Source organism: Solirubrobacter pauli (genome assembly GCF_003633755.1).
Lineage (GTDB): Bacteria > Actinomycetota > Thermoleophilia > Solirubrobacterales > Solirubrobacteraceae > Solirubrobacter > Solirubrobacter pauli.
Genome location: NZ_RBIL01000002.1, coordinates 2,333,833 through 2,355,954, shown reverse-complemented (window position 1 = coordinate 2,355,954; position 22,122 = coordinate 2,333,833). Strand labels below are relative to the sequence as shown.

Annotated in this window: 15 protein-coding genes; 8 read left to right on the top strand and 7 right to left on the bottom strand. The window is 73.6% G+C overall.

Annotation, left to right across the window (positions count from 1 at the left end; all coding sequences use genetic code 11):
- Positions 1 to 79 precede the first annotated feature (79 nt).
- Entirely contained in the window at positions 80 to 1,264 is a 1,185-nt protein-coding gene (glgA, locus tag C8N24_RS30565; RefSeq protein ID WP_245972023.1) for a glycogen synthase, read from the top strand.
- Positions 1,265 to 1,333: 69 nt separating this feature from the next.
- Entirely contained in the window at positions 1,334 to 3,796 is a 2,463-nt protein-coding gene (locus tag C8N24_RS30560) for a M6 family metalloprotease domain-containing protein (protein ID WP_121257401.1), read from the top strand.
- A 42-nt stretch (positions 3,797 to 3,838) separates the two neighbouring features.
- Here C8N24_RS30560 and C8N24_RS30555 read toward each other — a convergent pair whose 3' ends face one another.
- On the bottom strand, positions 3,839 to 4,291 hold the full coding sequence (locus tag C8N24_RS30555) for a hypothetical protein (RefSeq protein WP_121257399.1): 453 nt from the start codon (positions 4,289 to 4,291) through the stop codon (positions 3,839 to 3,841).
- Positions 4,291 to 4,647 carry an SET domain-containing protein-lysine N-methyltransferase gene (locus C8N24_RS30550; RefSeq protein WP_121257397.1) on the bottom strand — a complete coding sequence of 119 codons (357 nt, stop codon included), beginning with the start codon at positions 4,645 to 4,647 and terminating at the stop codon, positions 4,291 to 4,293. Before C8N24_RS30550 ends, C8N24_RS30555 begins: the two co-directional genes overlap by 1 nt.
- A gap of 38 nt (positions 4,648 to 4,685) precedes the next feature.
- On the opposite strand from C8N24_RS30550, the gene C8N24_RS30545 reads away from it, so the two are divergent.
- Both C8N24_RS30545 and C8N24_RS30540 read left to right on the top strand, forming a co-directional pair.
- Complete coding sequence (locus C8N24_RS30545) at positions 4,686 to 5,336, top strand: ion channel (protein WP_121257395.1); 651 nt, start codon at positions 4,686 to 4,688, stop codon at positions 5,334 to 5,336.
- Positions 5,333 to 6,871 carry a glycoside hydrolase family 127 protein gene (locus tag C8N24_RS30540; protein ID WP_121257393.1) on the top strand — a complete coding sequence of 513 codons (1,539 nt, stop codon included), beginning with the start codon at positions 5,333 to 5,335 and terminating at the stop codon, positions 6,869 to 6,871. Before C8N24_RS30545 ends, C8N24_RS30540 begins: the two co-directional genes overlap by 4 nt.
- Here the strand turns inward: C8N24_RS30540 and C8N24_RS30535 are convergent.
- Positions 6,805 to 7,377, bottom strand: a complete 573-nt coding sequence (locus tag C8N24_RS30535) for a 4'-phosphopantetheinyl transferase family protein (protein WP_170179530.1) — start codon at positions 7,375 to 7,377, stop codon at positions 6,805 to 6,807. The two genes, C8N24_RS30540 and C8N24_RS30535, sit on opposite strands and share 67 nt — an antisense overlap.
- Before the next feature lie 171 nt (positions 7,378 to 7,548).
- Between C8N24_RS30535 and C8N24_RS30530 the strand changes: the two genes are divergently transcribed.
- Positions 7,549 to 9,087, top strand: coding sequence for a hypothetical protein (locus tag C8N24_RS30530; protein WP_147448063.1), 1,539 nt, complete (start codon positions 7,549 to 7,551; stop codon positions 9,085 to 9,087).
- 4 nt (positions 9,088 to 9,091) lie between these two features.
- Positions 9,092 to 10,687, top strand: coding sequence for a hypothetical protein (locus tag C8N24_RS30525; protein ID WP_121257387.1), 1,596 nt, complete (start codon positions 9,092 to 9,094; stop codon positions 10,685 to 10,687).
- Here the strand turns inward: C8N24_RS30525 and C8N24_RS30520 are convergent.
- Both C8N24_RS30520 and C8N24_RS30515 read right to left on the bottom strand, forming a co-directional pair.
- Positions 10,684 to 11,337 carry a (2Fe-2S)-binding protein gene (locus C8N24_RS30520; RefSeq protein ID WP_121257385.1) on the bottom strand — a complete coding sequence of 218 codons (654 nt, stop codon included), beginning with the start codon at positions 11,335 to 11,337 and terminating at the stop codon, positions 10,684 to 10,686. The genes C8N24_RS30525 and C8N24_RS30520 overlap by 4 nt on opposite strands.
- Complete coding sequence (locus C8N24_RS30515; RefSeq protein WP_211340190.1) at positions 11,337 to 11,966, bottom strand: transglutaminase family protein; 630 nt, start codon at positions 11,964 to 11,966, stop codon at positions 11,337 to 11,339. The genes C8N24_RS30520 and C8N24_RS30515 overlap by 1 nt, the downstream gene beginning before the upstream one ends.
- A 173-nt stretch (positions 11,967 to 12,139) precedes the next feature.
- Between C8N24_RS30515 and C8N24_RS30510 the strand changes: the two genes are divergently transcribed.
- On the top strand, positions 12,140 to 21,100 hold the full coding sequence (locus C8N24_RS30510; protein WP_147448062.1) for a type I polyketide synthase: 8,961 nt from the start codon (positions 12,140 to 12,142) through the stop codon (positions 21,098 to 21,100).
- On the top strand, positions 21,097 to 21,459 hold the full coding sequence (gene acpS, locus C8N24_RS30505) for a holo-ACP synthase AcpS (RefSeq protein ID WP_121257379.1): 363 nt from the start codon (positions 21,097 to 21,099) through the stop codon (positions 21,457 to 21,459). The genes C8N24_RS30510 and acpS overlap by 4 nt, the downstream gene beginning before the upstream one ends.
- Here acpS and C8N24_RS30500 read toward each other — a convergent pair.
- Complete coding sequence (locus C8N24_RS30500; RefSeq protein WP_121257377.1) at positions 21,456 to 21,779, bottom strand: DUF1707 domain-containing protein; 324 nt, start codon at positions 21,777 to 21,779, stop codon at positions 21,456 to 21,458. The genes acpS and C8N24_RS30500 overlap by 4 nt on opposite strands.
- Positions 21,766 to 22,110, bottom strand: coding sequence for a YbjQ family protein (locus C8N24_RS30495; protein ID WP_121257375.1), 345 nt, complete (start codon positions 22,108 to 22,110; stop codon positions 21,766 to 21,768). Before C8N24_RS30495 ends, C8N24_RS30500 begins: the two co-directional genes overlap by 14 nt.
- Positions 22,111 to 22,122 lie beyond the last annotated feature (12 nt).

Below are 22,122 nucleotides of genomic sequence, written 5' to 3'. Positions count from 1 at the left end.
TGACTCGCGCTGCGCGCTCGCATACTTCGGCAGGAACTCGCCCGGGGGCTCGCTCCTGCGGCGTGGCAAGGAGCACATCGTGAAGGTCGCGCTCTTCACCCGCGAGTACCCGCCGGAGGTCTACGGCGGGGCGGGCGTGCACGTCGAGTACCTGGCGCGCGAGCTGCGCGCGTTCGAGGACGTCACCGTGCACGCCTGGGGCGTGGGGGACGTGCCGCACACCGCCTGGGACGCGCTGTCGGGCGACGCGCCCGAGCTCGCCGCGCTGCGGTCGCTGTCGATCGACCTGACGATGGCCGCCGGCGCGCAGGACGCCGACCTCGTGCACACGCACACCTGGTACGCCCAGTACGGCGGCCACCTGGCCAAGCTCGTGTGGGGCATCCCGCACGTGGCGACCGTGCACTCCCTGGAGCCGTTGCGGCCCTGGAAGGAGGAGCAGCTGCGCGGCGGGTACCGGTTGTCGTCGTACGCGGAGAAGACCGCGCTCGAGCACGCCGACGCCGTGATCGCGGTATCCAACGGCACCAAGGGCGACATCCTGCGCGTGTACCCGGACATCGACCCGGCGCGCGTGCACGTGATCTACAACGGCATCGACACCGACGAGTACCAGCCCGACCCGAACACGGACGTGCTGGAGAAGTACGGGATCGACCCGGGCAAGCCGTCGGTGGTGTTCGTCGGCCGGATCACGCGCCAGAAGGGCGTCGTCTACCTGCTGGAGGCGGTCAAGCAGTTCGCGCCCGACGCGCAGCTCGTGCTGTGCGCGGGCTCGCCCGACACGCCGGAGCTGGGCGCGGAGATCACGCAGCGCGTGGAGGACCTGAAGGCGACGCGCGAAGGCGTGTTCTGGATCGAGGAGATGATCCCCAAGCCCGAGGTCATCCAGCTGCTCAGCCACGCGACCGTCTTCGCCTGCCCGTCGATCTACGAGCCGCTCGGGATCGTCAACCTCGAGGCGATGGCGTGCGAGGCGGCGGTGGTCGCGACCGCGACGGGCGGCATCGTCGAAGTCGTGGTCGACCAGGAGACGGGCTTCCTGGTGCCGATCGAGCCGGGCGACGACGGCACCGGCGCGCCACGCGACCCGGCCAAGTTCGCGAGCGACTTCGCGGCACGGGTCAACGAGCTGATCGCGGACCCGGAGCGGGCGAAGCGGATGGGCAAGGCGGGGCGCGAGCGGGCGGTCGCTTCCTTCGCTTGGCCAGCCATCGCTCGACAGACGTCTGAGCTTTACCGCTCTCTCATCGTCCCCTCCTGACCGGGAAGCGACGATCGCGGGCGGGTGCGGGGGGATACCGCACCGGGTCTAAAGAGAGGGTTCCATCACATGAAGGTGCTTCACGCCGCAGGGATTGCGGCGCTGCTGGCGCTGGCCGCACCCGCTGCGGCCCTGGCCGGGCCGCCGGCCGCCATCGACGCGCAGAACTGGTCGTTCCAGGACAACCTGACCTGGAACGACTACAAGCCGTTGCCGGGCACGGACTACTCCGATCCCAGCATCCAGCCGACGATCAAGAAGTGGAAGGTCGCGCTCGTCGTGGCCGACTTCCCGGACAAGGGCTTCGCGATCTCGCAGCCCGCCGGCAGCACGATCTTCGGCACGCCGACCACCGAGGCACACGACGTGCCGCGCGCGGACGTCCCGGCCTGGTACCGCGACTTCCTCAACAAGCCGCAGGCGATCAACCACTACCAGACGATGAACCGGTACTGGATGGAGGACTCCTTCGGCCGCTACGGCGTGCAGCTGGACTCGTTCGGCCCGTACCGGATGCCGGGCAACTCGTACCAGTACTTCATGACCGACCAGGGCGGCAGCACGAACGGCGTGCCCAACAACGCCGCGCACTGCCCGGCGCTCACCCCGGCCAAGCCGTGCAACCTGAACTTCCGCACGGACGCGCGCGCCGCGTGGGTGGCCGACGTCGGCACGGCGAAGGTCGCCGAGTACGACAACATCTTCTACGTCTCCTCGGGCGAGGACGAGTCCTCGACGTGGCAGGAGTTCGGCGAGATGAAGTGGAAGACGCAGGACCTGGTGCCGGACGAGTTCGGCCCCAAGGCCTACGGCGACCTGTCGCAGACCAACTGGGCCGTCTCCCGCTACGTGCCGTGGTCCTCGTGGGCGTCCGCGTCGACGATGTGGCCGAACGCCTCGGGCAACACGTCGGTGGAGACCGAGAGCTCCGGCATGGGCACGTACGCCCACGAGCTCACGCACAACCTCGGCCTGCCGGACAACTACAACAACCCGTTCGGCACGGTCCAGCAGGTCACCGCGACCGGCATGTGGGACATGATGAGCCGCGGCTCGTTCAACGGCCCGGGCGGCCAGCACACGCGCTGGATGATCCCGCCGACGCTCGGCGGCTCGCTCGGCTCCCAGCACAACGTGCGCAACAAGCGCTTCCTGAACTTCCTCACCGACGACCAGCTGCTGCGCCTGAACCGCGATGGGCTCAAGCAGACCGGCATGGCGGTGGCGGACGTGACCGCGCGTGAGGTCGCCCCGACGGGCAACGAGATCGCGGGCGTGAACATCGCCCTCGACGGCACGGGCGACAACTCGACCCCGTGCTACGTCAACGGCCAGCTCACGTCGCCGAACTGCGACGGCGTGGCCAAGAACGCCGCCGGCACGGTGTCGGGCAAGTGGAACAACTACACGATGGAAGTCGTGCAGCAGATCGGCTCGGACTCGTTCGACCCGGGTCACGGCGTGCTGATCTCCAAGACCAAGAACGCCAACTCCTCCTGCGGCTCCTACAGCTGCTTCGTGTGGGTCGTCGACGCGCACCCGGAGGACATCAACAAGGTCGACTTCGTCTACCCCGACGGCACCGTCAAGCTGGCGACCGTCGGCGACGAGCGCCAGAAGAACGACGCGTCGTTCAACGCCGGCCTGAACTCCGGCTCCTCGTACGAGTACGGGGACACCGCGAACCGCCTGCACTTCTACGTCCTGGACCGCTCGACCGACGCGCAGGGCATCCTGCACTACAAGGTCGGCGTGCGCTCGCTGGACGGCGCCGGCCCGCAGGCGCGCGGCGTGTCCCTGGCCTCGCCGCAGCTCGGCAACGCCGAGGGTTACTCGACCTGCACGTTCACGCTCAAGAACACGGGCGCCGCGGCCTCGCTGCCGAACGTGCACCCGCAGGACGCGGCCAAGTTCCTCTCGACCGACATCTACCGCCTGTCGGCGAGCGCGACCGGCACGGGCTACAGCGCGTACCTCAAGAACGCGTTCGCGTCCGCGAAGTTCGGCGAGTCGGTGACCGTCCCGGTCTACATCGAGAAGGGCGCGGGCGCGGGCTCGATCACGCTCAACGCCGTGTCCGAGAGCGATCCGACCAAGACGGCGAGCGCGGTCTGCTCGCTGGCCGACAGCACCGTCGGCGGCTCCGTGCCGGCGACGCTGGCCCTCAACCTGAGCGGCCCGGCCTCGTTCGGCGCGTTCACCCCGGGCCTGGGCACGGACTACTACGCCTCCACCAAGGCGACCGTGATCTCGACCGCCGGTGACGCGACGCTGACCGTCGCCGACTCGAGCACGACCGCTCCGGGCCACCTGGTCAACGGCGCGTTCTCGCTCCCGCAGGCCCTGCAGGTCTCCGGCACCACCGCCGGCGCCTACAGCGCGCTGCCGGCCACGCTCAAGACCTACGACGCCCCGGCGTCCAACGACGACGTCGCGGTCTCCTTCAAGCAGACCATCGGCGACAAGGACGCTCTGCGGACGGGCACCTACGCCAAGTCCCTGACGTTCACGCTGAGCACCACCACCCCGTAGGACGACGGCCGCCCAGAACCTAAAGGCCCAGGGCCTTTAGGTTCAGCGGCCGAGCGTGCGCAGGAAGTCGCCCGAGCGCTCGCGCGCGGAGGCGACCAGCGCGCGGACGTCGGCGAGGCCGGCGCGGAGCTCCGGGTCGCCGTAGGTGACCGGCATCATCGAGTCCTGAAGCTCGATCAGGCGCTCCTCGGCCTCGTCGACGGCTTCGACGCCGCGCTCGAGGTACTCGCGCGGGCTGCGGGCGTGGGTGCCGGGGGACACCTCGGAGAACGTGCGGGTCGGCAGGCCGCGGCGCTCGGCGAACGCGTTGTAGGTGCGCTGGGCGCGGCCGTAGGCCTTCTGGACGGGCCCGAAGAGCTCGTCCTCGAGGCGGTCCTGGCTGTTCTCGTCGAGCAGCTCGTACGCCTCGCCGAACGTGGCGAGCGCCTTGGCCATCTCGTCGATGCCTTCGGCGAGGGCGTCCAGGAGGTCCTGGCGGGCATCGGCGTCGCTCATCAGTCGGGCTTCCGGTTGCGAGTGGACCACCACTCCTCGCCGTAGTCGATGAACAGCTCCTCGCCGGGCTCGATCGCCCGCAGCGTCTGGAACATGATCACCCGCGGCGCCTCCTGCACGTACTCGCAGTTGGCCTCGGAGGAGTGGTTGTAGAGCATGCCGTAGCCGAGCAGGAGGATCACGTCGTCCTCGTTCTCGTTGGAGCCGAAGACGTAGTCGCCGAGCTGGCCGACGACCTCGTCGCCGGGGAGCTCGAGCGTGGGGCAGTGCTCCACCGCCTCGCCGGCGGCGAACGCGCGCGTGGCGAAGACGCCGCGGCCGTACGGCCCTTCCTTGATCTCCAGACCCTCAGGCATGTTGCGCGCTGACCATAGCGGGGCGCTACGGTGCGCCGGTGCTGCGCTTCATCAAGCGGGAACCGTCCGCCGTGCTGCTCTCCGTCCAGCTGGCCGGCATCCTGCTGTACCCGTTCATGGAAGGCGACGGCGTGAGCCGCGCGGTGTTCAGCGCGTTCGGCATCACGGTCCTCGCGCTCGTCGTGCTGGCCGTGCGCGCGTCGCCGACGTGGACGTGGTTCGGCCTGATGCTCGGCGTGCCCGCGACGGTGCTGCTGATCATCCAGGCGGTCACGGACTCCAGCGAGCTGTTCCCGTACTCCTCCGCGCTGGAGGCGATCCTCTACTTCTACGCCACCTACGGCCTGATCCGGTACATCACGGCCGACCATGTGATCACCCGCGACGAGCTCTTCGCGGTGGGCGCGACCTTCACGCTCGTGGCCTGGGGCTTCGCGTACGTGTACGTGGTGTGGCAGGCGATCGAGCCCGGCAGCTTCATCGCCGCGGTCGACCCCGAGGCGCCCCGGACCTGGGTGGAGCTGCTCTTCTTGAGCTTCACCACGCTCACGAGCACCGGCCTCAGCGACGTCGTGCCGATCGACCCGTTCGCGCGCAGCCTCGTGATGATCGAGCAGCTCGCCGGCCTGGCGTACCTCGCCATCATCGTCTCGCGTCTCGTCGCGCTGACGGTCCCGCGCGCGCGATGACCGCCACGATCGACGGCGGCTTCTGGGCCGAGCGCCGTCGCTTCAACCGCGAGGTGCTGATCCCGGACGGCGAGCGGCGCCTGCGCGAGGCCGGGAACTTCGACAACCTGCGCGCGGCGGCCAGCGGGACGGGCGAATACCGCGGGCTCGTCTACCAGGACTCGGACCTGCACAAGTGGGTCGAGGCGCTCGGGTGGGAGCTCCAGAACGGGCCGTCCGCCGAGCTGCAGCGGATGGCCGATGAGGTGACGGCGCTGCTGACCGCGGCGCAGGCGGACGACGGCTACCTGGATACCGCCATCCAGGTGCCCGGGCGCGAGCGCTACCGCAACCTCGCGGACGAGCACGAGATCTACTGCATGGGGCACCTGATCGAGGCGGGCCTCGCGCACCGGCCGCTGCTGCCGGTCGCGCGGCGCGCCGCCGACCACCTCGTGGCCACGTTCACCGACCGCGACGGGTTCTGCGGGCACCCCGAGGCGGAGCTGGCGTTGATCGCGCTGCACCGCGCGACCGGCGAGGGCGCGTACCTCGAGCTGGCACGGCGGTTCGTCGACCGGCGCGGCCACGGATGGCTGCCGCCGCGCTTCGGCGGCTCCACCTACCTCGTCGACCGCGTGCCCGTGCGCGAGCAGACCCAGGTCGAAGGCCACGCGGTGCGCCAGCTCTACCTCAACTGCGCCGCCACCGACCTCGGGCTCATGGAGCCCATGCTCACCCAGTGGCGGGACATGGTCGAGGGCAAGACGTACATCACCGGTGGCGTCGGCTCGGACGGGTCGCAGGAGGCCTTCGGGAAGCCGTGGGACCTGGACCCGGAGACCGCGTACGCCGAGACGTGCGCGGCGATCGGGTCGTTCCTGTGGAGCTGGCGCCTGCTGCAGGCCACCGGCGAGGCCCGCTTCGCCGATCTGATGGAGCGCACGCTCTACAACGGCATCCTCGTCGGCGTCGCCCCGGACCGCTCCGAGTACGCGTACGCGAACACGCTGCACGGCACGACCAAGCGGCGCCCATGGTTCGACTGCGCGTGCTGCCCGCCGAACGTCATGCGGCTGCTCGCCTCGCTGCACCGCTACCTGGCCACCGACGACGAGCGCGGCCTCACGCTCCACCACTACGCGACCGGGACGATCGCCGACGGCGTCCGCGTCCAGACCGGCTACCCGTTCAGCGGGCGCGTGCACGTCGAGGCCGACCGCCCGGTGCGGCTGCGCGTGCCCGCGTGGTCGGCCGACACGCGGCTCGACGGCCGCCCGGTCGCGCCCGGCTACGTCGACGCCGGCCCGGGGGAGATCACGCTCGACCTCGACGTCCGTCCCCGGATCACGCGGCCCGACCCGCGGATCGCGGCCGTGCGCGGGTGCGTCGCCTTCGAGCGCGGGCCGCTGGTCCACTGCGCGCAGGACGGCGAGCTCGTCCCGTACGGGCTCAACCGCGGCGAGACGCCGATCCGCGTGTGGCTGCCTCAGAGCGAGAGCTTGCGCAGCGCGTGGCTCGCGTCGGCGCCCTCGACGGCGAGCGCGCCCCGGTAGCCGCCGTCCAGCGGCAGGTCGGCGAGCGCGAAGCCGTTCGTCCGCGTGGTGTCGAAGCGCTCGGGGCTCCAGCCTAGACCGCCGCCGAGCGCCTTCGCCCACGCCTCCTTGCGGCACCAGACCTGCAGGAGGTCGTCACCGGTCGCCCGCTCGCCGTCCGACAGCGTGCGCTCGACCGCTCGGACGTTGCGCCCCGGGCGCTCGATGTCCACGCCGACCTCGCACGCCTCCGACAGCGCGATCAGCGCCCGGTCGCCGGAGTGGCTGAGGTTGAAGTGCAGGGGCGAGCCCGGCAGATACGGCTTGCCGTGCTCGGTGACCTCGATCTGCAGGTCCTCGGGGATGCAGCCCAGCCGCGCGCAGAGCAGGATCCGCAGCGCCGCCCGGCTCACGGTCCAGCGCTCCGCGGCACCCGCGCGCTGGAAGCGATCGGCTCGTTCCCGGTCGATCGGCGGCAGCAGCGACCGCAGCCGTCGGACGAGCGGCTCCTCCTGCACCAACTGCACTTCCCACACCTCGACGCCGGGCAGGTGTACTACAGTACGCGCGTCAGTTGGCAAGGATGCTTGACAAAGAGAGGGAAGGGCGCCTGGCACCGCGGGCGTCGAGCTTCCTGTTCCTACCCGTCCGAGGGCCGTTCCGGGCCCCTAAGTGGAGCAGTGATGAAACGACGCAACATGCTTGTACCCGTCCTGGCGATGGCCGCGGTGGTCGGCGCCACGCCCGCGTCCGCGGCGGAGGGGAACGGCTGGTCCTGCATCAGCCCGTTCGCGAGCTACACCAACGGCGCGTACGCGAGCGATCCGCCCGCGCTCGACAACATCCTGGACTCGTTGGCGATCACGGTGGCGCGCACCGACGCGACGCCGCTGACGGCGGTCACGGGCCAGAAGCTGGCGCTCACCGATCTGCAGCTCGGGTTGACGTTCACCGACCTGCGCGTGGCCGAGCAGATGTACCGCCGCACGGGCGGCGCGACCTCGAGCTACAGCCAGCTCATCCCGTACACGCAGACGACGAACGACCTGCGCAACCTCTCGGTGCGCACGAACCCGGCCGACGGCGCGAGCTACTGGAGCTACGGCTCCGGCCAGAACATCACGTACGTGCAGAAGCAGACCGTCGCCGGTGAGCCGCCGAAGGTGCGCGACGCGGCCACGACGCCGAACACGACGTGGTACTACGCGACCCCGACGCTCGGCCTCGGCCACCGCTACATCTCGCACACGGGCAACAGCCAGTTCCCGCTCGACGCCTGGGTGACGATCGCGGCGTCCAACACCGTCGAGGGCGTCCAGACGCTGCCGGTGAAGGGCTACTGGACGATCAACATCAAGGACGCGACCCCGGGCACCCCGGGCAACCCCGCGAACTACAACAACGACGCCGTGACGGTCACCGTGCCGCCGGTCTCGCTGAACCTGCCGAGCTCGCGCTGGACACCCACCGGCGCCGGTCCGGTCGAGTTCACCATCGCGGCGCCGGGCAAGCTCGGCGTCATCCAGGTCGAGTCCAAGGGCTACGACCGCACGGGCTACAACACGCCGCTCAACGTGCGTCCGTTCGGCAGCGTCTACGTGCGCGCCCAGACCGAGGCCTACGGCGCGAGCAACGACTGCATCCCGGGTCAGGTCTCGATCCTGGACAAGTCGGGCCCGTCCACCCAGGGCAACTTCCTGTTCGGTGACGCCGACCCGGTGAACCCGGACCCGGCGCTCGGCGATCCGGCCACGCCCGGCGCCTACGCGACGCAGAACGGCCAGGGCAAGGCCGTCGGCGTCCGCGGGCGGTTCAAGCTCGACTTCGTGTCGCTGCCGCCGATCGCCACCGCGGCGCTGCCGCCGGTGCCGGTCCCGGTCCCGGCCCCGGCGCCCAAGCCGGCGACGTTCGCCAAGGCCACCAGCCTGAAGGCGTCCAAGGCCGGCTCGGTCAAGCTCGCGCTGACGAACCCGAACACGGCCGCCCTGAGCTACAAGCTGTCGGCCAAGACGGTCGGCAAGTACAAGGTCGGCAAGAGCAAGACCAAGAAGGTCGTCACGGTCGCCACCAGCAAGACCGTGTCGCTCAAGCCGGGCGCCTCGAACGTCAGCTTCTCGCTGAGCAAGACGGCCAAGTCGCTGCTGAGCGCGCGCAAGTCGCTGAAGGTGAAGGTCACGCTCACGCCCGCGAGCGGCGGTTCGGCCCTCACGAAGACGATCACGCTGAAGCGCTCCTAGCCGCATGCGCTGGGCGGTTGCGCTTCTCTGCCTCGCCGGCGCCCTCGTGGCGCCGGCGGGTGCGGCCGCGTTCCCGGACGCGCAGTTCGAGAACCAGTGCCAGTACAGCTATGACCGCGGCTGGCGCCCGGTTCCGATGGTGTTCGGTGGGCGGTTGACGAACGGCTCCGGGACGGAGCTGACGCCCGGCGCGCAGCTTTCCGTCGGTGACACGGTGCGCCTCGAGGGTGGCACCGTCTCGGCGATCCTGCCGTCGTGGATCACGAGCTTCGCCTACGCGGGGGAGCTGATCCCGCTCGGCGACGGCGAGATCCCCGTCAAGGCGTGGCTCGCGCTCGAAGGGACCAACACGGTCGAGGGCGTCAAGAGCGGGATCCTGCTCGACACCGTCGCGCGCACGCACGTCGTGCTCGGCCCCGGCGGGGTCGTCGACGAGCAACGGTCCTCCGTGCTCGTCGACCGGGCGCCGATCCCACCGCAGACCTGGACCGCGAGCGGCGGCGAGGTCCGCGTGACGCAAGCGCTCGCCGAGAGCCTGCCGCCGCTGCCCGTCGGCGAGGGGGGCGCGACGACGCGCGTCCATGGCAGCCTGTTCGTCGACGCGCACCTCATCACGGGCTCCGGCTTCGTGAACCACCTGTACCTGGATTGCCTGCAGGGGCGTCAGGTGCGTGAGGGGGAGACGCACACCGACGAGCTCCCGGGCGCGCTGGGCCAGTTCTCCGTTCCCGGCTACACCGGCGAGGTCGACGGGACGCCGGTGACCGGTCGCGTCGACGCCGACCTGCTCGCGGGTGAAGGGCCGCCGCGCGTCGCCGCCGGCGGTTCCGCGACGCTGCGCAACGGGGCGCTCCGGCTGCGGTTGACCGACGCGCAGCGCGACGCGTGGTTCGGCGGGGCGACGCAAGTCGCGCTCTCCGGCTCGGTCGCGCTCGAGGGCCTGCGGAGCGCGGAGCAGGTGCAGGACGTGGCGCTCGACCATGAGGCGACGGTCGCGGGGGACGGGCCCGTCACCGTGACCATCCCGCTGCCCGAGACGACCTGGACGGCCCTCGGCGCTGAGGGCATCGACGTCCGCGGCGAGCGCTCGCTGGTGCTCGACGCGACGGTCGGGCCGACGACCCGGCGGCTCACGCTCTCGCGCGTGTCAGCGGCCGATCCCTATCCGTTCGCGCGGCTCCTGCGTCCCGCGGCACCGCCGACCAAGTGGGAGGTCCGCCCGCCGGCTCCGCAGCCCACCCCGGTGCCGACGCCGCCGGTGGCGCCGGTGCCGACGGTCGCGCCGCCGAAGGTCGCGGTGCGGTCGTCGGCGCTCAAGGTCAAGTCGAACCGGGTGTCCGCCGCGCTGTCGTGCGCGGGGGCCTCGGTGTGCCGCGGCACGGTGTCGCTGCGGACGGCGAAGAAGGTGCGCAAGCGCTACGTCACGCTGACGCGATCGGTCAAGTACGCGGTGGCCGCGGGCAAGCGCACGACGGTCCGGTTGACGCTCAGCCGCGCGGGCAAGACGTACCTGCGCGGGCGCAAGCGCGTGCGGGTGACGCTCACCCTCAAGCCCAGCGAGGGCAAGACGGTCACGAAGCAGCTGACGCTGACCCGCTAGGCGCTGGTGGTCAGTGCCCGCCGCTCATCGTCGGTGAGCAGCGGGCACCCCCAGCACTTCGGCTTCTCGGGGATGCGGTAGTAGAGGCAGCAACCCGACCGCACGTGCACGGTCAGGGCGTGGCCGGGCAGCTCGAGCGTGCGCAGGTCGAGGCCGGGATAGGCCTCGCGGGCGAGCGCACAGCCGCGCGGCTCGTCGCCGCGCGTCTGCGCGGCCCAGATGAGCGCCGCGGCGACGCGGTCGTCGACCCCGCGGCGCAGCGCCTTCACCGGGCGCTTCGTGTGCTCGCACACCGCGGTCAGCAGGGCGTCGACGTGGGCGGTCACGTACTCGTCGAGCAGCGGCAGCGAAGCGGCGTGGTAGCGCTCCTCCAGCACGAGGGTACCGATGCCGTCGGGCGCCTCGTCCTCGTCCACCCACACGCGGGTGTTGGCCGGGCTCAGGTCCGGCAGTTGGTCGTCGAGCAGCGCGTGGGCGGCCGGCAGCGCCAGCCACCAGGCCACGACCTCGACGATCCGCTGGCCCTGGATGTCCCGCCGGTCGGTGCCCAGCTGGCGCCCGACGATCGCGAGCGCACGTTCGAGCCCGGGGCCCGCGAGCTCGGCGGACGTCGTCCAGCCGGCCTCGGCCCGCGCGCCGACGTGGAGCACTAGTTGAGCTTCGCGGCGAGCGCGCGCAGGCGCTGCTCCGCGTTCTCGGTGTCCTCGAAGGGCAGCGTGGTGCGCATGCGCGCGACGTGCAGCGCGCGGACGAGATCGCCGACGCGTTCATAGCGCGGCTGCAGCGCGTCCAGCAGCTCCGCGGCCACCTGGTGCCCGCAGCGCCACTCGAGCACGCCCAGCGCGTCCGCGTCGACCAGGCGGCCGGTGAACGGGTCGAGCACGAGCGCTTCGGTGAGCCGCTGGTGCGCGACGAAGTGGCCGGCGGCGCCGGCGACCACGCCGACCGGCAGCCCGGCGCGGCGGCCGACCTCGGCGAGGATCGCCGCGACGAGGATCGGGTGGCCGTGGCCGCGCTCGAGCGCGCGGTGCAGCAGCAGCGCTTCGGCGGTGCCGCCGGGCGTGGCGCGCAGCGGCGCCTCGCCGAGCGCGCGCAGCTGGCCCTCGGCGGTGCGCTCGAGCTCGGTCGGCGCGGCCGCGAGCAGCCCGTCGTAGGCGTGCTCGACGCGCTCGGCGTCCAGGTCGCTCAGCTCCCACGCCATCGACGCCGCGAGGGCGGCCGGCGGTGGGCACGTGACGGCGGCGTGCAGCCGGAAGGGGAGAGTGCTCGCCCTTCGCACAGCTGTGTTCCTGTCGCTGCTGCTCACGTCGACCCGCCCTCCCGGGATGCCTTGGCGCCCTCGGGGCGAGGTGCGCTCTTAGGGGACCCTAACAAAATCCGACGCTCAGGATCGGATTACGCTTAGATACGAGTCGCCTAGTCGCTTGTCGATCTCTGGCAAGCATTCTTGACATGTCTCTGCTCGCCTCTCCTGACACATCTTCGCGCGCCGCGGGCGCCGCTGCGTCCAGCCTGGCCGCTCGCCTTGTGGCGGGCGAGCAACGCGCGGTCGTGACGTTCGCCGGTCAGGGCGTCGACGTGCTGGACGAGCTCGCGACGCTGGTCGCCCAGCGGCCGGAGCTGCTGGCGGGCGCGCAGCTCGCGAGCGACGTGCTGGGCGAGGTGGCCGCGTCTCCACGCGGACTTGCGAGCGGCGCCTACCGTCACGGGACGGACGTCGCGGCCTGGGTCCTGGACCCCGACGGCGCGCCGCCGCTGCCGTACCTGCGGGGCGCGGCGATCGCCTATCCGCTCTCGCTGCTGGCGCAGGCGCTGCTGTGGCGCGTCGTCCACGCGGACGCGTTGGCACCGGCGCTGGGGTCGGTCGTCGGCTTCGCGGGCCACTCCCAGGGGCTGCTCGCCGCGGCGCTCGTGGCCGAGGCGCCCGGCGGCGTCGTCGACGACGCGCTGCTCGCCCGCCACCTGCGCGCAGCGGCGATCCAGGGCCTGGAGCTGGCGTCGGCCGCGACCGGGCGCTCGCCGATGGCGGCGGTCGAAGGGCTGACGCTGGAGCGGCTGCGGCCCTTCCTGGACGACGACGTCACGGCGGCGCTCGTGAACACGCGGACGCGGATCGTGCTGTCCGGTCCGCCTGCCGCGCTGGACCGCGTGCGTGCGCGGCTCTCTGCCCAAGCTGAGGTCGAGGCCGAAGCGCGCCGGGCCGGGCAACGCGGTGGAGCGCCGCTGACGTTCGACTGGACGCCGCTGCCGGTCGACGTGCCGTTCCACTCGCCGGCGCTCGCGGACGCGCTGGCGCGCTTCGAGCCGCTGCCGGTGGGCGAGCGGTGGGCGCCGCTGCTCGGCGCGGGGGAGGACCTCGCGCGGGCGCAGTTCGTCGACCCGGTGCGCTGGGACGAGGTGGGCGCGGAGATCGCGGCCTCCGGCGCGGATTGGGTGCTGGACTTCGGGCCGGGCACGGCGGTCGCGCGGCTGACCGGCGAGAACCTGCGCGGCACCGGCGTGCGGGTGCTGGCGCTCGCGTCGCCCGAGGGGCGGCGGGTGCTGAGCGCGCCGGGCGCGGCTCCCGCTGGGCGGGACGTCACGTACGCGGCGTTCTCGCCGGGCGTGGTGCGCGGGCACCTGGACACGAAGTACACGCGGGCGACGGGGCGGCCGCCGGTGATCCTCGCCGGGATGACGCCGACGACGGTCGACGCGCCGATCGTCGCCGCGGCCGCGAACGCCGGCTACATGGCGGAGCTGGCGGGCGGCGGGCAGCCGGATCGGAGGACGTTCACGACGCGCGTCGAGGAGCTGGCGGAGCTCCTGGAGCCCGGACGCGAGGTCGTGTTCAACACGCTCCTGCTCGACCGGCACCTGTGGGACCTGCACGTGGAGAAGGACGCGCTGCTGCTGGGCGCGCGCCGGGCGGGCGCGCCGTTCGCGGGGCTGACCGTGTCGGCGGGCATCCCGGACGTCGACGAGGCGATCGCGCTGCTGGACGCGCTGGCCGCCGAGGGCATGCGCGTGAACGCGTTCAAGCCGGGCACCGCCGACCAGGTGCGGCGGCTGCTGGCGATCGCCGACGCGGCGCCACACCACACGATCGCCGCGCACCTCGAAGGCGGCCGCGCGGGCGGGCATCACTCGTGGGAGGACCTCGAGGAGCTGCTGCTCGACACGTACCACGAGCTGCGCCGGCGATCGAACGTGCTGGTGTGCGCCGGGGGCGGGATCGGGACGCCGGAGCGGGCCGCCGACCTGCTGCACGGGACGTGGGCGCTGCGGTACGGCGTGGCGGCGATGCCGGTCGACGCGGTCCTGATCGGCACCGCCGCAATGGCCGTGGCGGAGGCGGCGGCGTCGCCCCAGGTCAAGGCCGCGCTGGTGGCCGCGTCCGGCTCGCAGGCATGGGTGCCGCGGCGGGGCGTCGACGGCGGCGTGACCTCGGCCCGCTCGAACCTGAACGCGGACATCCACCTGCTCGACAACGCGGCGTCGCGCGCGGGGCACCTGCTGGAGCGCGTGGCCGGCGACGAGGCGGCGGTGGCCGCGCGGCGCGACGAGATCGTCGGAGCGCTCGCGCGGACGGCCAAGCCGTACTTCGGCGACGTGGCGACGATGACCTACGGCGCGGTGCTCGCCCGCTTCCGGGAGCTGTGCGCGATCGGGCGCGGGCGGCGCTACGACGACGGCGAGTGGGGACATCCCTCATGGCGCGCGCGGTACGAGGCGCTCGTCGATCGCTTCGCCGCGCGGCTCGCCGACGCCGACGCCGGGCCGGTCGCGCGTGTGGTCGACGAGGCGGTGGCCGCCGCGACGCTGCTGCATCCCGCCGACGCGCAGTTCTTCCTCGAGGTGTGCGACCGGCCGGGCAAGCCGGTGCCGTTCGTGCCGGTGCTGGACGGCGAGGTGCGCCGCTGGTACATGGCCGACGGCCTCTGGCAGGCGCAGGACGACCGGCTCGACGCCGACGCGGTGTTCGTGATCCCGGGGCCCGAGGCGGTCGCCGGGATCACCCGTGCCGACGAGCCGGTGGCCGAGCTGCTGGCGCGCTTCGAGGCGGCGGCGGTCGCGCGCGTGACCTCCGTGCCGGTCGACCGGCCGCGGCTGGCCGATCCCGGCCCGGCGCCGGAGCCCCTGGCGTCGCTGCGCGCGGGCGGCGCGGTCGGCGAGCTGCTGGCGGCCCAGTGCGTGGTCGGCGCGGATGGTCGGACGTGGCCGAACCCGCTGTGGCGGCTGCTCGCGCCCGGCGACGCGATCGACCAGCTCGGCGATGTGATCACCGTCCGCCCCGCCGACGCCCCGTTCGAGAGCGTCGTGATCGAGCCCTCCGGCGCGGCGGACGTGTTGATCACGGCGGGCGCGCTGTCGCTGCGCTACGCCGTGCGCGACGGCGCGGTGTTCGAGCGCGGCGGCGAGGCGGCGCGCGTGGCCTTCGCGCTGTCGGCGCTGGACCCGGGCGCGACGTGGACGTGTCCCGAGTCGCTGCCGCGCGCCTACCGCGCGGCGACCGGCGCCGCGCACGACGGCGTGCCGCTCGACCTGGCCTGGACGCTCGCCTGGCCGGCGGTCTGCGCGCTGCTCGCGACGCCCGAGCTGGCCGCCCGCTTCCACGAGCTCGTCCACGCGACGCACGCGATCACGCCCGGCCCGGCCTGGCCGCCGCTGCCCGGCGAGACCGGCGACGCCTCGGCCTGGCTCGTCGAGCTGGACGATCCGGTCGGCGCGCCGACGCGGCTGCGTTGCCGCGCCCGCGTGGCGTGCACGCGCGGCCTCGTCGCGACGGTCGAGGCGGAGCTCGCGATCCTCGGCGACGCCGCCGCCACGCCGTTCGCGCTCCGTCGCCACGACGTGCACGACGTCGAGCTGACGCTCCGCGAGGCGGGCGACGCCGACTTCCTGGCCGAGCAGACCTGGCTGTCGCTCCGGGCCGAGTTGGCTGCGGGCGACGTGCTGCACGTGCGCGCCGAGACGACGCTGGACGTGCCGCGCGAGGGCGAGCCGCGCTGGACCGCGCAGGGCACGGTCGTGCGGGCGGGCGAGACGATCGGCACGATCGCGGGTGGCGCGGGTGGCGCCGTCAACCCCGTCGCGGCCGTGCTCGACCTGCTCGCCACGGGGCGGCCCGAGCGGCAGGCGCGGCCGGCGCTCGTGCTCGCCACCGACGAGGACGTGGCACCGGCGTCGATGGACGCGTTCGCAGCGGTCGGCGGGGATCGCAATCCGCTGCACCGGTCGGTCTTGGCGGCGCGGCTCGCCGGGCTCCGGCGGCCGATCGTGCACGGGGCGTGGACGGCGGCGCGGGCGTCCGCGTTCGTGGTGGACGCGCTGTGCGACGGGGACGCCGACCGGCTGCGGGAGTGGCGCGTGTCGTTCCTGGCGCCGGTCGCGCTCGGGGCGCCGCTGGACTTCGAGGCGACGCGGGTCGCGGTCGTCGACGGCCGGCGGGTCGTGCAGGTGCGCGTCCGGGTGGGGGAGGCGGACGTCGCCGTCGGCGAGGCCGTGATCGACGGGCCGCCCACGGCGCTCTTGTTCCCCGGGCAGGGGACGCAGCGAGTGGGGCTCGGCCGGGACGGTCGCGCGCGCTCGCGGGCCGCGCGGGGCGTGTGGGCGCGAGCGGACGCCCACACGCGCGCGGCGCTCGGGTTCTCGCTGCTCGAGGTGGTGGAGGCCAACCCGCGCGAGCTGCGGCTCGCGGACGGGCGCGTCGCGCGGCACCCCGACGGCGTGCTGTTCCGGACCGAGTTCACGCAGCCGGCGCTCGTCGCGCTGGCCGCCGCGCAGCACGCGGAGCTGCGGGAGGCGGGCGCGGTCGGCGAGCCGCGCGTCGCCGCGGGCCACAGCGTCGGCGAGTTCGCCGCGTTGGTGGCGCTCGGCGCGCTGTCGCTCGAAGCGGCGCTGACGCTCGTGTGGGAACGCGGGCTCGCGATGCAGCGGCACGTCCCGCGCGACGCGGACGGCGCCTCGTCCTACCGGCTCGCGGTGGTCGACTCGCTCGCCGGGATCGGCGACGGGATCGAGGTCGTCAACCGCAACGCGCCCGACCAGTACGCGGTCGTCGGCACGGTGGACGCGCTCGCCGGCGTGGGCCGGATCGTCCCCGGCATCGACGTGCCGTTCCACTCGTCGGCGCTGCGCGGGGCGGTTAACGCGTTCCGGCCGCACGTCGAGCGGGCGGGCATCGACGCGTCCGTGCTGCCGGGCCGCTGGGTGCCGAACGTCCTCGCGCGGCCGTTCGCGGCCGGCGACGACGTGGTCGAGCTGCTCGCCACGCAGCTGGCGTCGCCGGTCCGCTGGATCGAGACCCAGCGGACGCTGGCCGAGCGCGTCGCGCGCTTCCTCGAGGTGGGTCCCGCGCACGCCGCGGTGCTGACCGGGCTCGCGCGTAGGACCGTGCCGGACGTCGAGCTGCTCCACGCGGAGCAGGACCGGGACGTGGTGATGGAGCGAGCGGAGGCGCCCGCCCCGGCGGCGGTGCCCGCCGGGGCGGACGCGTCCGCTCGCGCCGAGTCCATGCGAGCGGCGCCGTCCGCCGTCGCGGCGAGCCCGGCCCAGACGGGCTCGCCGGCGGATCGTCCCGTCGACGCGGGCGACGCGCTCGCGTTCGTGCTCGCGCTGCAAGCGCGGGTGCGGCTCGACCAGCTCGACCCGGCTGAGACGCTCGACGAGCTGTTCCAGGGCGTCTCCTCGCGGCGCAACCAGGTGCTGATCGACCTCGGTCGCGAGTTCGGGCTCTCGGGCGCCGAGGGCGTCCAGCGCCAGACGATCGGCGAGCTGATCAAGAGCCTGCGCGAGCAGGGCGCCGCCTACCGGTTCCCGGGCCCGTACCTGAAGGACGCGCTCGCGACCGGCCTGACCCGCGCCGGCGTCCCGCGCAGCGACCTCGGCCTGCCACCCGGCCTGACGGAGCACGTCTTCGCGCGGGTCGCGCTCGACACGCGACCCGGTCCGTCGGCACGCGGCGGCGATCTCGCCCGGCTCACTCCCGGCGCCGACGTGCTCGACCGGGCGCGCGACCTAACCGCCGCCGACCTGGGCATCCCGCTCGCGCGGGCCGCTGCCGCCGAAGCGATCGCCGCGCCGGTCCCCGTCGCCGACCCGGCGCTGGAGGACGCGTTGCTCGACTCCGCGCGCACGCTCGCGCACGCGCTCGGCCGCCCGTTCGCGCCGGCCGGCGAGCCGCTCGCCGACCCCGACCCCGACGCCGACCGCCTCGCACTCCTCGACGCCGAGCTCGGCGCCGGCCGGGCCGCGGAGATCGCGCCGCGCTTCGACGCCCGCCGCCACGTCCGCTTCGCCTCCGCGTGGGCGAGCGCGCGCTGGGACCTCGTCGGCGTCTACCACGACGCGCTCGCCGACCGCCTGTCCACGACCGGTCTGCGGACGGAGATCGACCGCCTCGTCGCCCACCGCGACGTGCGGCAGGTCGCCGAGACGGCACGCTGGCTGAGCTGGCGCGCCGCCGAGCAGGGCCGGTTGGAGATCGCTGCTGAATTCGCCCGTCTGGAGCGGTCGGGAGTGTCGTGGCCGGCGCTGCCCCTGCGTGGGGAGCGGCCGACCGTCTCGTTCGACGAGGCCGGTGTGCCGGTCGTCGGAGCCGAGCCGGACGAGGAGCGGCTGCTCCAGATGCTGCGTGACGTGCCCGAGGCGCTCGTCGCGGAGCTCGCGGTGTCGTTGAAGGTGTCGCCGGACCTGCGGGGCGAGACGGCGCTCGTGACCGGCGCCGCGCCCGGGTCGATCGCGGCGGAGCTGACGAAGCGGCTGTTGCGCGGCGGCGCGCGCGTGGTCGTCACGACGTCGACGGACACGCCCGAGCGGCGGCGCTTCTACCGCGACCTCTACCGAACGAGCGCCGGGCCCGGCGCGGAGCTGCACGTCGTGCCCGCGAACCTCGCGTCGTTCCAGGACATCGACGCGCTGGGCGAGTGGCTGCGGCACCCCGGGGGCGGGCGGCGCGGGCGCGACGACCTGCGGCTCGACCCGCTCACGCCGACGATCCTCGTGCCGTTCGCGGCGCTTCCCACCTCCGGGACCGCGGACGAGGCGGGCGCCGGCTTCGAGACCGCGATCCGCCTGCAGCTGCTGGGTGTGCAGCGGCTGATCGGCACGCTCGCGCCGGCGGCGGTCCTGCTGCCGCTCAGCCCGAACCACGGCGCGTTCGGCGGCGACGGGCCGTACGGCGAGACGAAGGCCGCGCTCGAGGTGCTGCTCGAGCGCGCACGCTCGGAGCCCTGGGGCGCGGGCACGACGCTGATCGCGCCGAAGATCGGCTGGGTGCGCGGCACCAGCCTGATGGCGGGCAACGACGCGCTCGCCCCGCTCGTCGAGGAGCGGCTGGGACTGCGCACGTACTCGTCCGCCGAGATGGCGTGGCTGCTGACCGCGCTGCTCGTGACAGGCCACGCGGGCGAGGTCGACGTGTCCGGCGGGATGGCGCAGATCGACGACCTGCGCGCCGTGCTGCAGCCGCTCGCCGACGAGCTGCGCGACCGCTCCGCGCGCACCGCCCGCGTGCACACGCTCCGCACCGCGCTCGCCCCGCCGCCCCGGGAGGACGTGCTCGAAGCGCTTCCCAGCCCGGGCACGAGCACCCGACCGCACACGCCGGCCACCGCGCCCCAGCATGACCTCGACCCCGCGGACATGGTCGTGATCGTCGGCACGGGCGAGCTCGGCCCGGGCGGGACGGGCCGCAGCCGCTTCGCGCTCGAGCTGGACGAGCTCGACTCGCCGGGCGTCGTCGCCGAGCTGGCGTGGCTGACCGGGCTCGTCGGCTACGAGCGCGAGCACTACCGCGGTCGCTGGATCGACACGGCGACCAAGGAGGAGGTGCCCGAGGCGGACCTCGCCGCGCGTTACGCCGACGAGGTGGCGCGCCGGGTCGGCGTGCGCGCGCTCGAGTCCGACGGCACGATCGACGCCGACGGCCACACCGTCCTCGCGCCGGTCACGCTCGACCAGCCGATCACCTTCGAGGCGGCCTCGGAGGAGGAGGCGCGCACCTACGCGGGCGCGGCCGTCCGCCGCGACGGCGACCGCATCCTCGTCACGCTCAGCGGCCAGATCCGCGTCCCGCGGATCGTCGCGCAGACCCGGCGGGTCGCCGGCCAGCTCCCGAGAGGCCTCGACCTCGCTCGCCACGGCGTCCCGACCGACCTGATCGCCACCGCCGACCGGATGGGGCTCGTCAACCTCGCCGCCACAGTGGAGGCGTTCAACGACGCCGGCCTGACCCCGGAGGAGCTGCTCGACCACGTCCACCCGGCCGACGTCGCGAACACGCAGGGCGCGGGCATGGGCGGGATGGCCTCGCTGCGCCGCCTGCTGCTCGACCACCTGCTCGACGCCGAACGCCTCAGCGACCGCGTCCAGGAGTCGCTCGGCAACGTCGTCGCCGCGCACACGGTGCAGACCTACCTCGGCTCCTACGGCCCCATGATCCACCCGGTCGGCGCGTGCGCGACGGCGGCCGTGTCGCTCGAGGTCGCCTACGACAAGATCACGGCCGGCAAGGCGTTCGCGGTCCTCGCCGGCGGCTTCGACGACCTCACGCCCGAGGGCATGATCGGCTTCGCGGACATGGGCGCGACGGCGTCCTCCGAGGATCTGGAAGCGATGGGCCTCGCCCCGCACGAGGCGTCGCGCGCGAACGACACCCGGCGCGCGGGCTTCGTCGAGGCCCAGGGCGGCGGCGCGCAGCTCGTCGTGCGCGGCGACGTGGCGCTCGCGCTCGGCCTCCCGGTCCGCGGCGTGCTCGCCTACGCCGGCTCGTTCGCCGACGGCCTGCACACGAGCATCCCCGCGCCCGGCCTCGGCGCGCTCGCCGCGGCCCGGCCGCTCGGCGAAGCGCTCGCGCGCCACGGCCTGACCGCCGACGACCTCGGCGTCGTCTCCAAGCACGACACCTCGACCGAGATGAACGACCCGAACGAGGCCGACCTCCACGACCGGCTGCAGACGCAGCTCCAGCGCACGCCCGGCAACCCACTGCTCGTCGTCTCGCAGAAGACGGTCACCGGCCACGCGAAGGGCGGCGCGGCGGCCTGGCAGCTCGACGGTGTCCTGCGCATGCTCGAGACCGGCCGCGTCCCGGGCAACCGCAACCTGGAGAGCGTCGACCCGCTGCTGCGCGACTACCGCCACCTCGCGCTCGGCGACCGCGCCCTCACGCTCGCCGAGCCCCTGCGCGCGGCGCTGATCGCCAGCCTCGGCTTCGGCCACGTGTCCGCGATCCTCGCCGTCGCGCACCCGGACACGTTCCACGCCGCGATCCCGCACGCGCAGCGCGAGGACTACCTGCGGCGCGCCGCGCACCGCCGCGCGGAGGGCGTCCGCCGGCGCCTGGAGCTGCGCCTGGGCACGGTCCCGCAGGTCCGGCGCCCGCGCGCGCTGGACCGCGAAGCCGAGGCGCGGCTCCTCCTCGACCGATGACCGTCGGCGTCGACCTCGTCCACGTCCCGGGCTTCGCCCACCAGCTCGAGGACACCGCGTCGGGCTTCGTCGACCACACGTTCACGCCGCGCGAGCAGAAGGTCCGTGCGCCGCATCGCCTCGCGGCGCGCTTCGCCGCCAAGGAGGCGTTCGTGAAGGCGTGGTCGGGTGCGCGCCTGCACCAGCCACCGCTGCTCGGCAGCGTCGACCTGCGTGAGATCGAGGTCGTCGACGACGGCTACGGCCGTCCCCGGCTCGTCCTGCACGGCCACGTCGCCCAGGCGGTGGGCCCGTGCACCACGAGCCTCTCGCTCAGCCACGACGGCGACGCGGCCATCGCGGTCGTGCTGCTCGACTAGCTCTCGGGAACGTAGTGGCGCCGGTGGTCGGCGGGATCGACCCATACGCGCATGACCCGCTGCGAGCCCGGGTCGATGAACCGCTCCTTCGTCGGCACCCAGGTCGGCTGCGCCACGTCGGCCTCGCCGTGCCGTCGGCCCCAGCGCCGCCGGCGCGGCGCCTCCGCCGGCCCCAGCGGCGGGAGCCCCGCGAGCGCGTCGGCCAGGGACGCGCCGAACGTCAGGTCCAGCCGCCGGTCCAGCTCGTCGGCGTCGATGCGGTCGGCGGCGTAGTGGCGGCCGAGCGCCGTGGCGACATGCTCCTGCTCAGGCGTCGGCACGCTCGACCACGACCGCGGTGCCGTACGCCACGACTTCCGTGAGCTGGTTGCCCATCTCGGAGGAGTCGAAGCGCATCGCCACGATCCCGGTCGCGCCCAGCAGCTTCGCGTTGGCGACCAGCCGGTCGACCGCGTGCCGGCGCGCGTCCTCCAGTAGGTCCGTGAACTCGGTGACCTCGCCCTGGCGCAGCGACTTCCAGCCCGCCACGAAGTTGCGGTTGAAGCCCATGCTCCGCACCACGAGGCCGAACGTGACCCCGAGGTTCTCGCGGACGACGTACCCGGGCAGCTCGAGGGCGGTGGTGATCGGCAACTCCACGTCGTGCGTCATCGCGCCGAGCGT

What these genes read in the sequence shown, in the direction of transcription:
- C8N24_RS30525 (WP_121257387.1), top strand. Translation starts at nt 9,092, where the DNA reads ATGCGCTGGGCGGTTGCGCTTCTCTGCCTCGCCGGCGCCCTCGTGGCG.
- C8N24_RS30495 (WP_121257375.1), bottom strand. Translation starts at nt 22,110, where the DNA reads ATGACGCACGACGTGGAGTTGCCGATCACCACCGCCCTCGAGCTGCCC.
- C8N24_RS30530 (WP_147448063.1), top strand. Translation starts at nt 7,549, where the DNA reads ATGCTTGTACCCGTCCTGGCGATGGCCGCGGTGGTCGGCGCCACGCCC.
- C8N24_RS30550 (WP_121257397.1), bottom strand. Translation starts at nt 4,647, where the DNA reads ATGCCTGAGGGTCTGGAGATCAAGGAAGGGCCGTACGGCCGCGGCGTC.
- C8N24_RS30560 (WP_121257401.1), top strand. Translation starts at nt 1,334, where the DNA reads ATGAAGGTGCTTCACGCCGCAGGGATTGCGGCGCTGCTGGCGCTGGCC.
- acpS (WP_121257379.1), top strand. Translation starts at nt 21,097, where the DNA reads ATGACCGTCGGCGTCGACCTCGTCCACGTCCCGGGCTTCGCCCACCAG.
- C8N24_RS30510 (WP_147448062.1), top strand. Translation starts at nt 12,140, where the DNA reads ATGTCTCTGCTCGCCTCTCCTGACACATCTTCGCGCGCCGCGGGCGCC.
- C8N24_RS30540 (WP_121257393.1), top strand. Translation starts at nt 5,333, where the DNA reads ATGACCGCCACGATCGACGGCGGCTTCTGGGCCGAGCGCCGTCGCTTC.
- C8N24_RS30555 (WP_121257399.1), bottom strand. Translation starts at nt 4,291, where the DNA reads ATGAGCGACGCCGATGCCCGCCAGGACCTCCTGGACGCCCTCGCCGAA.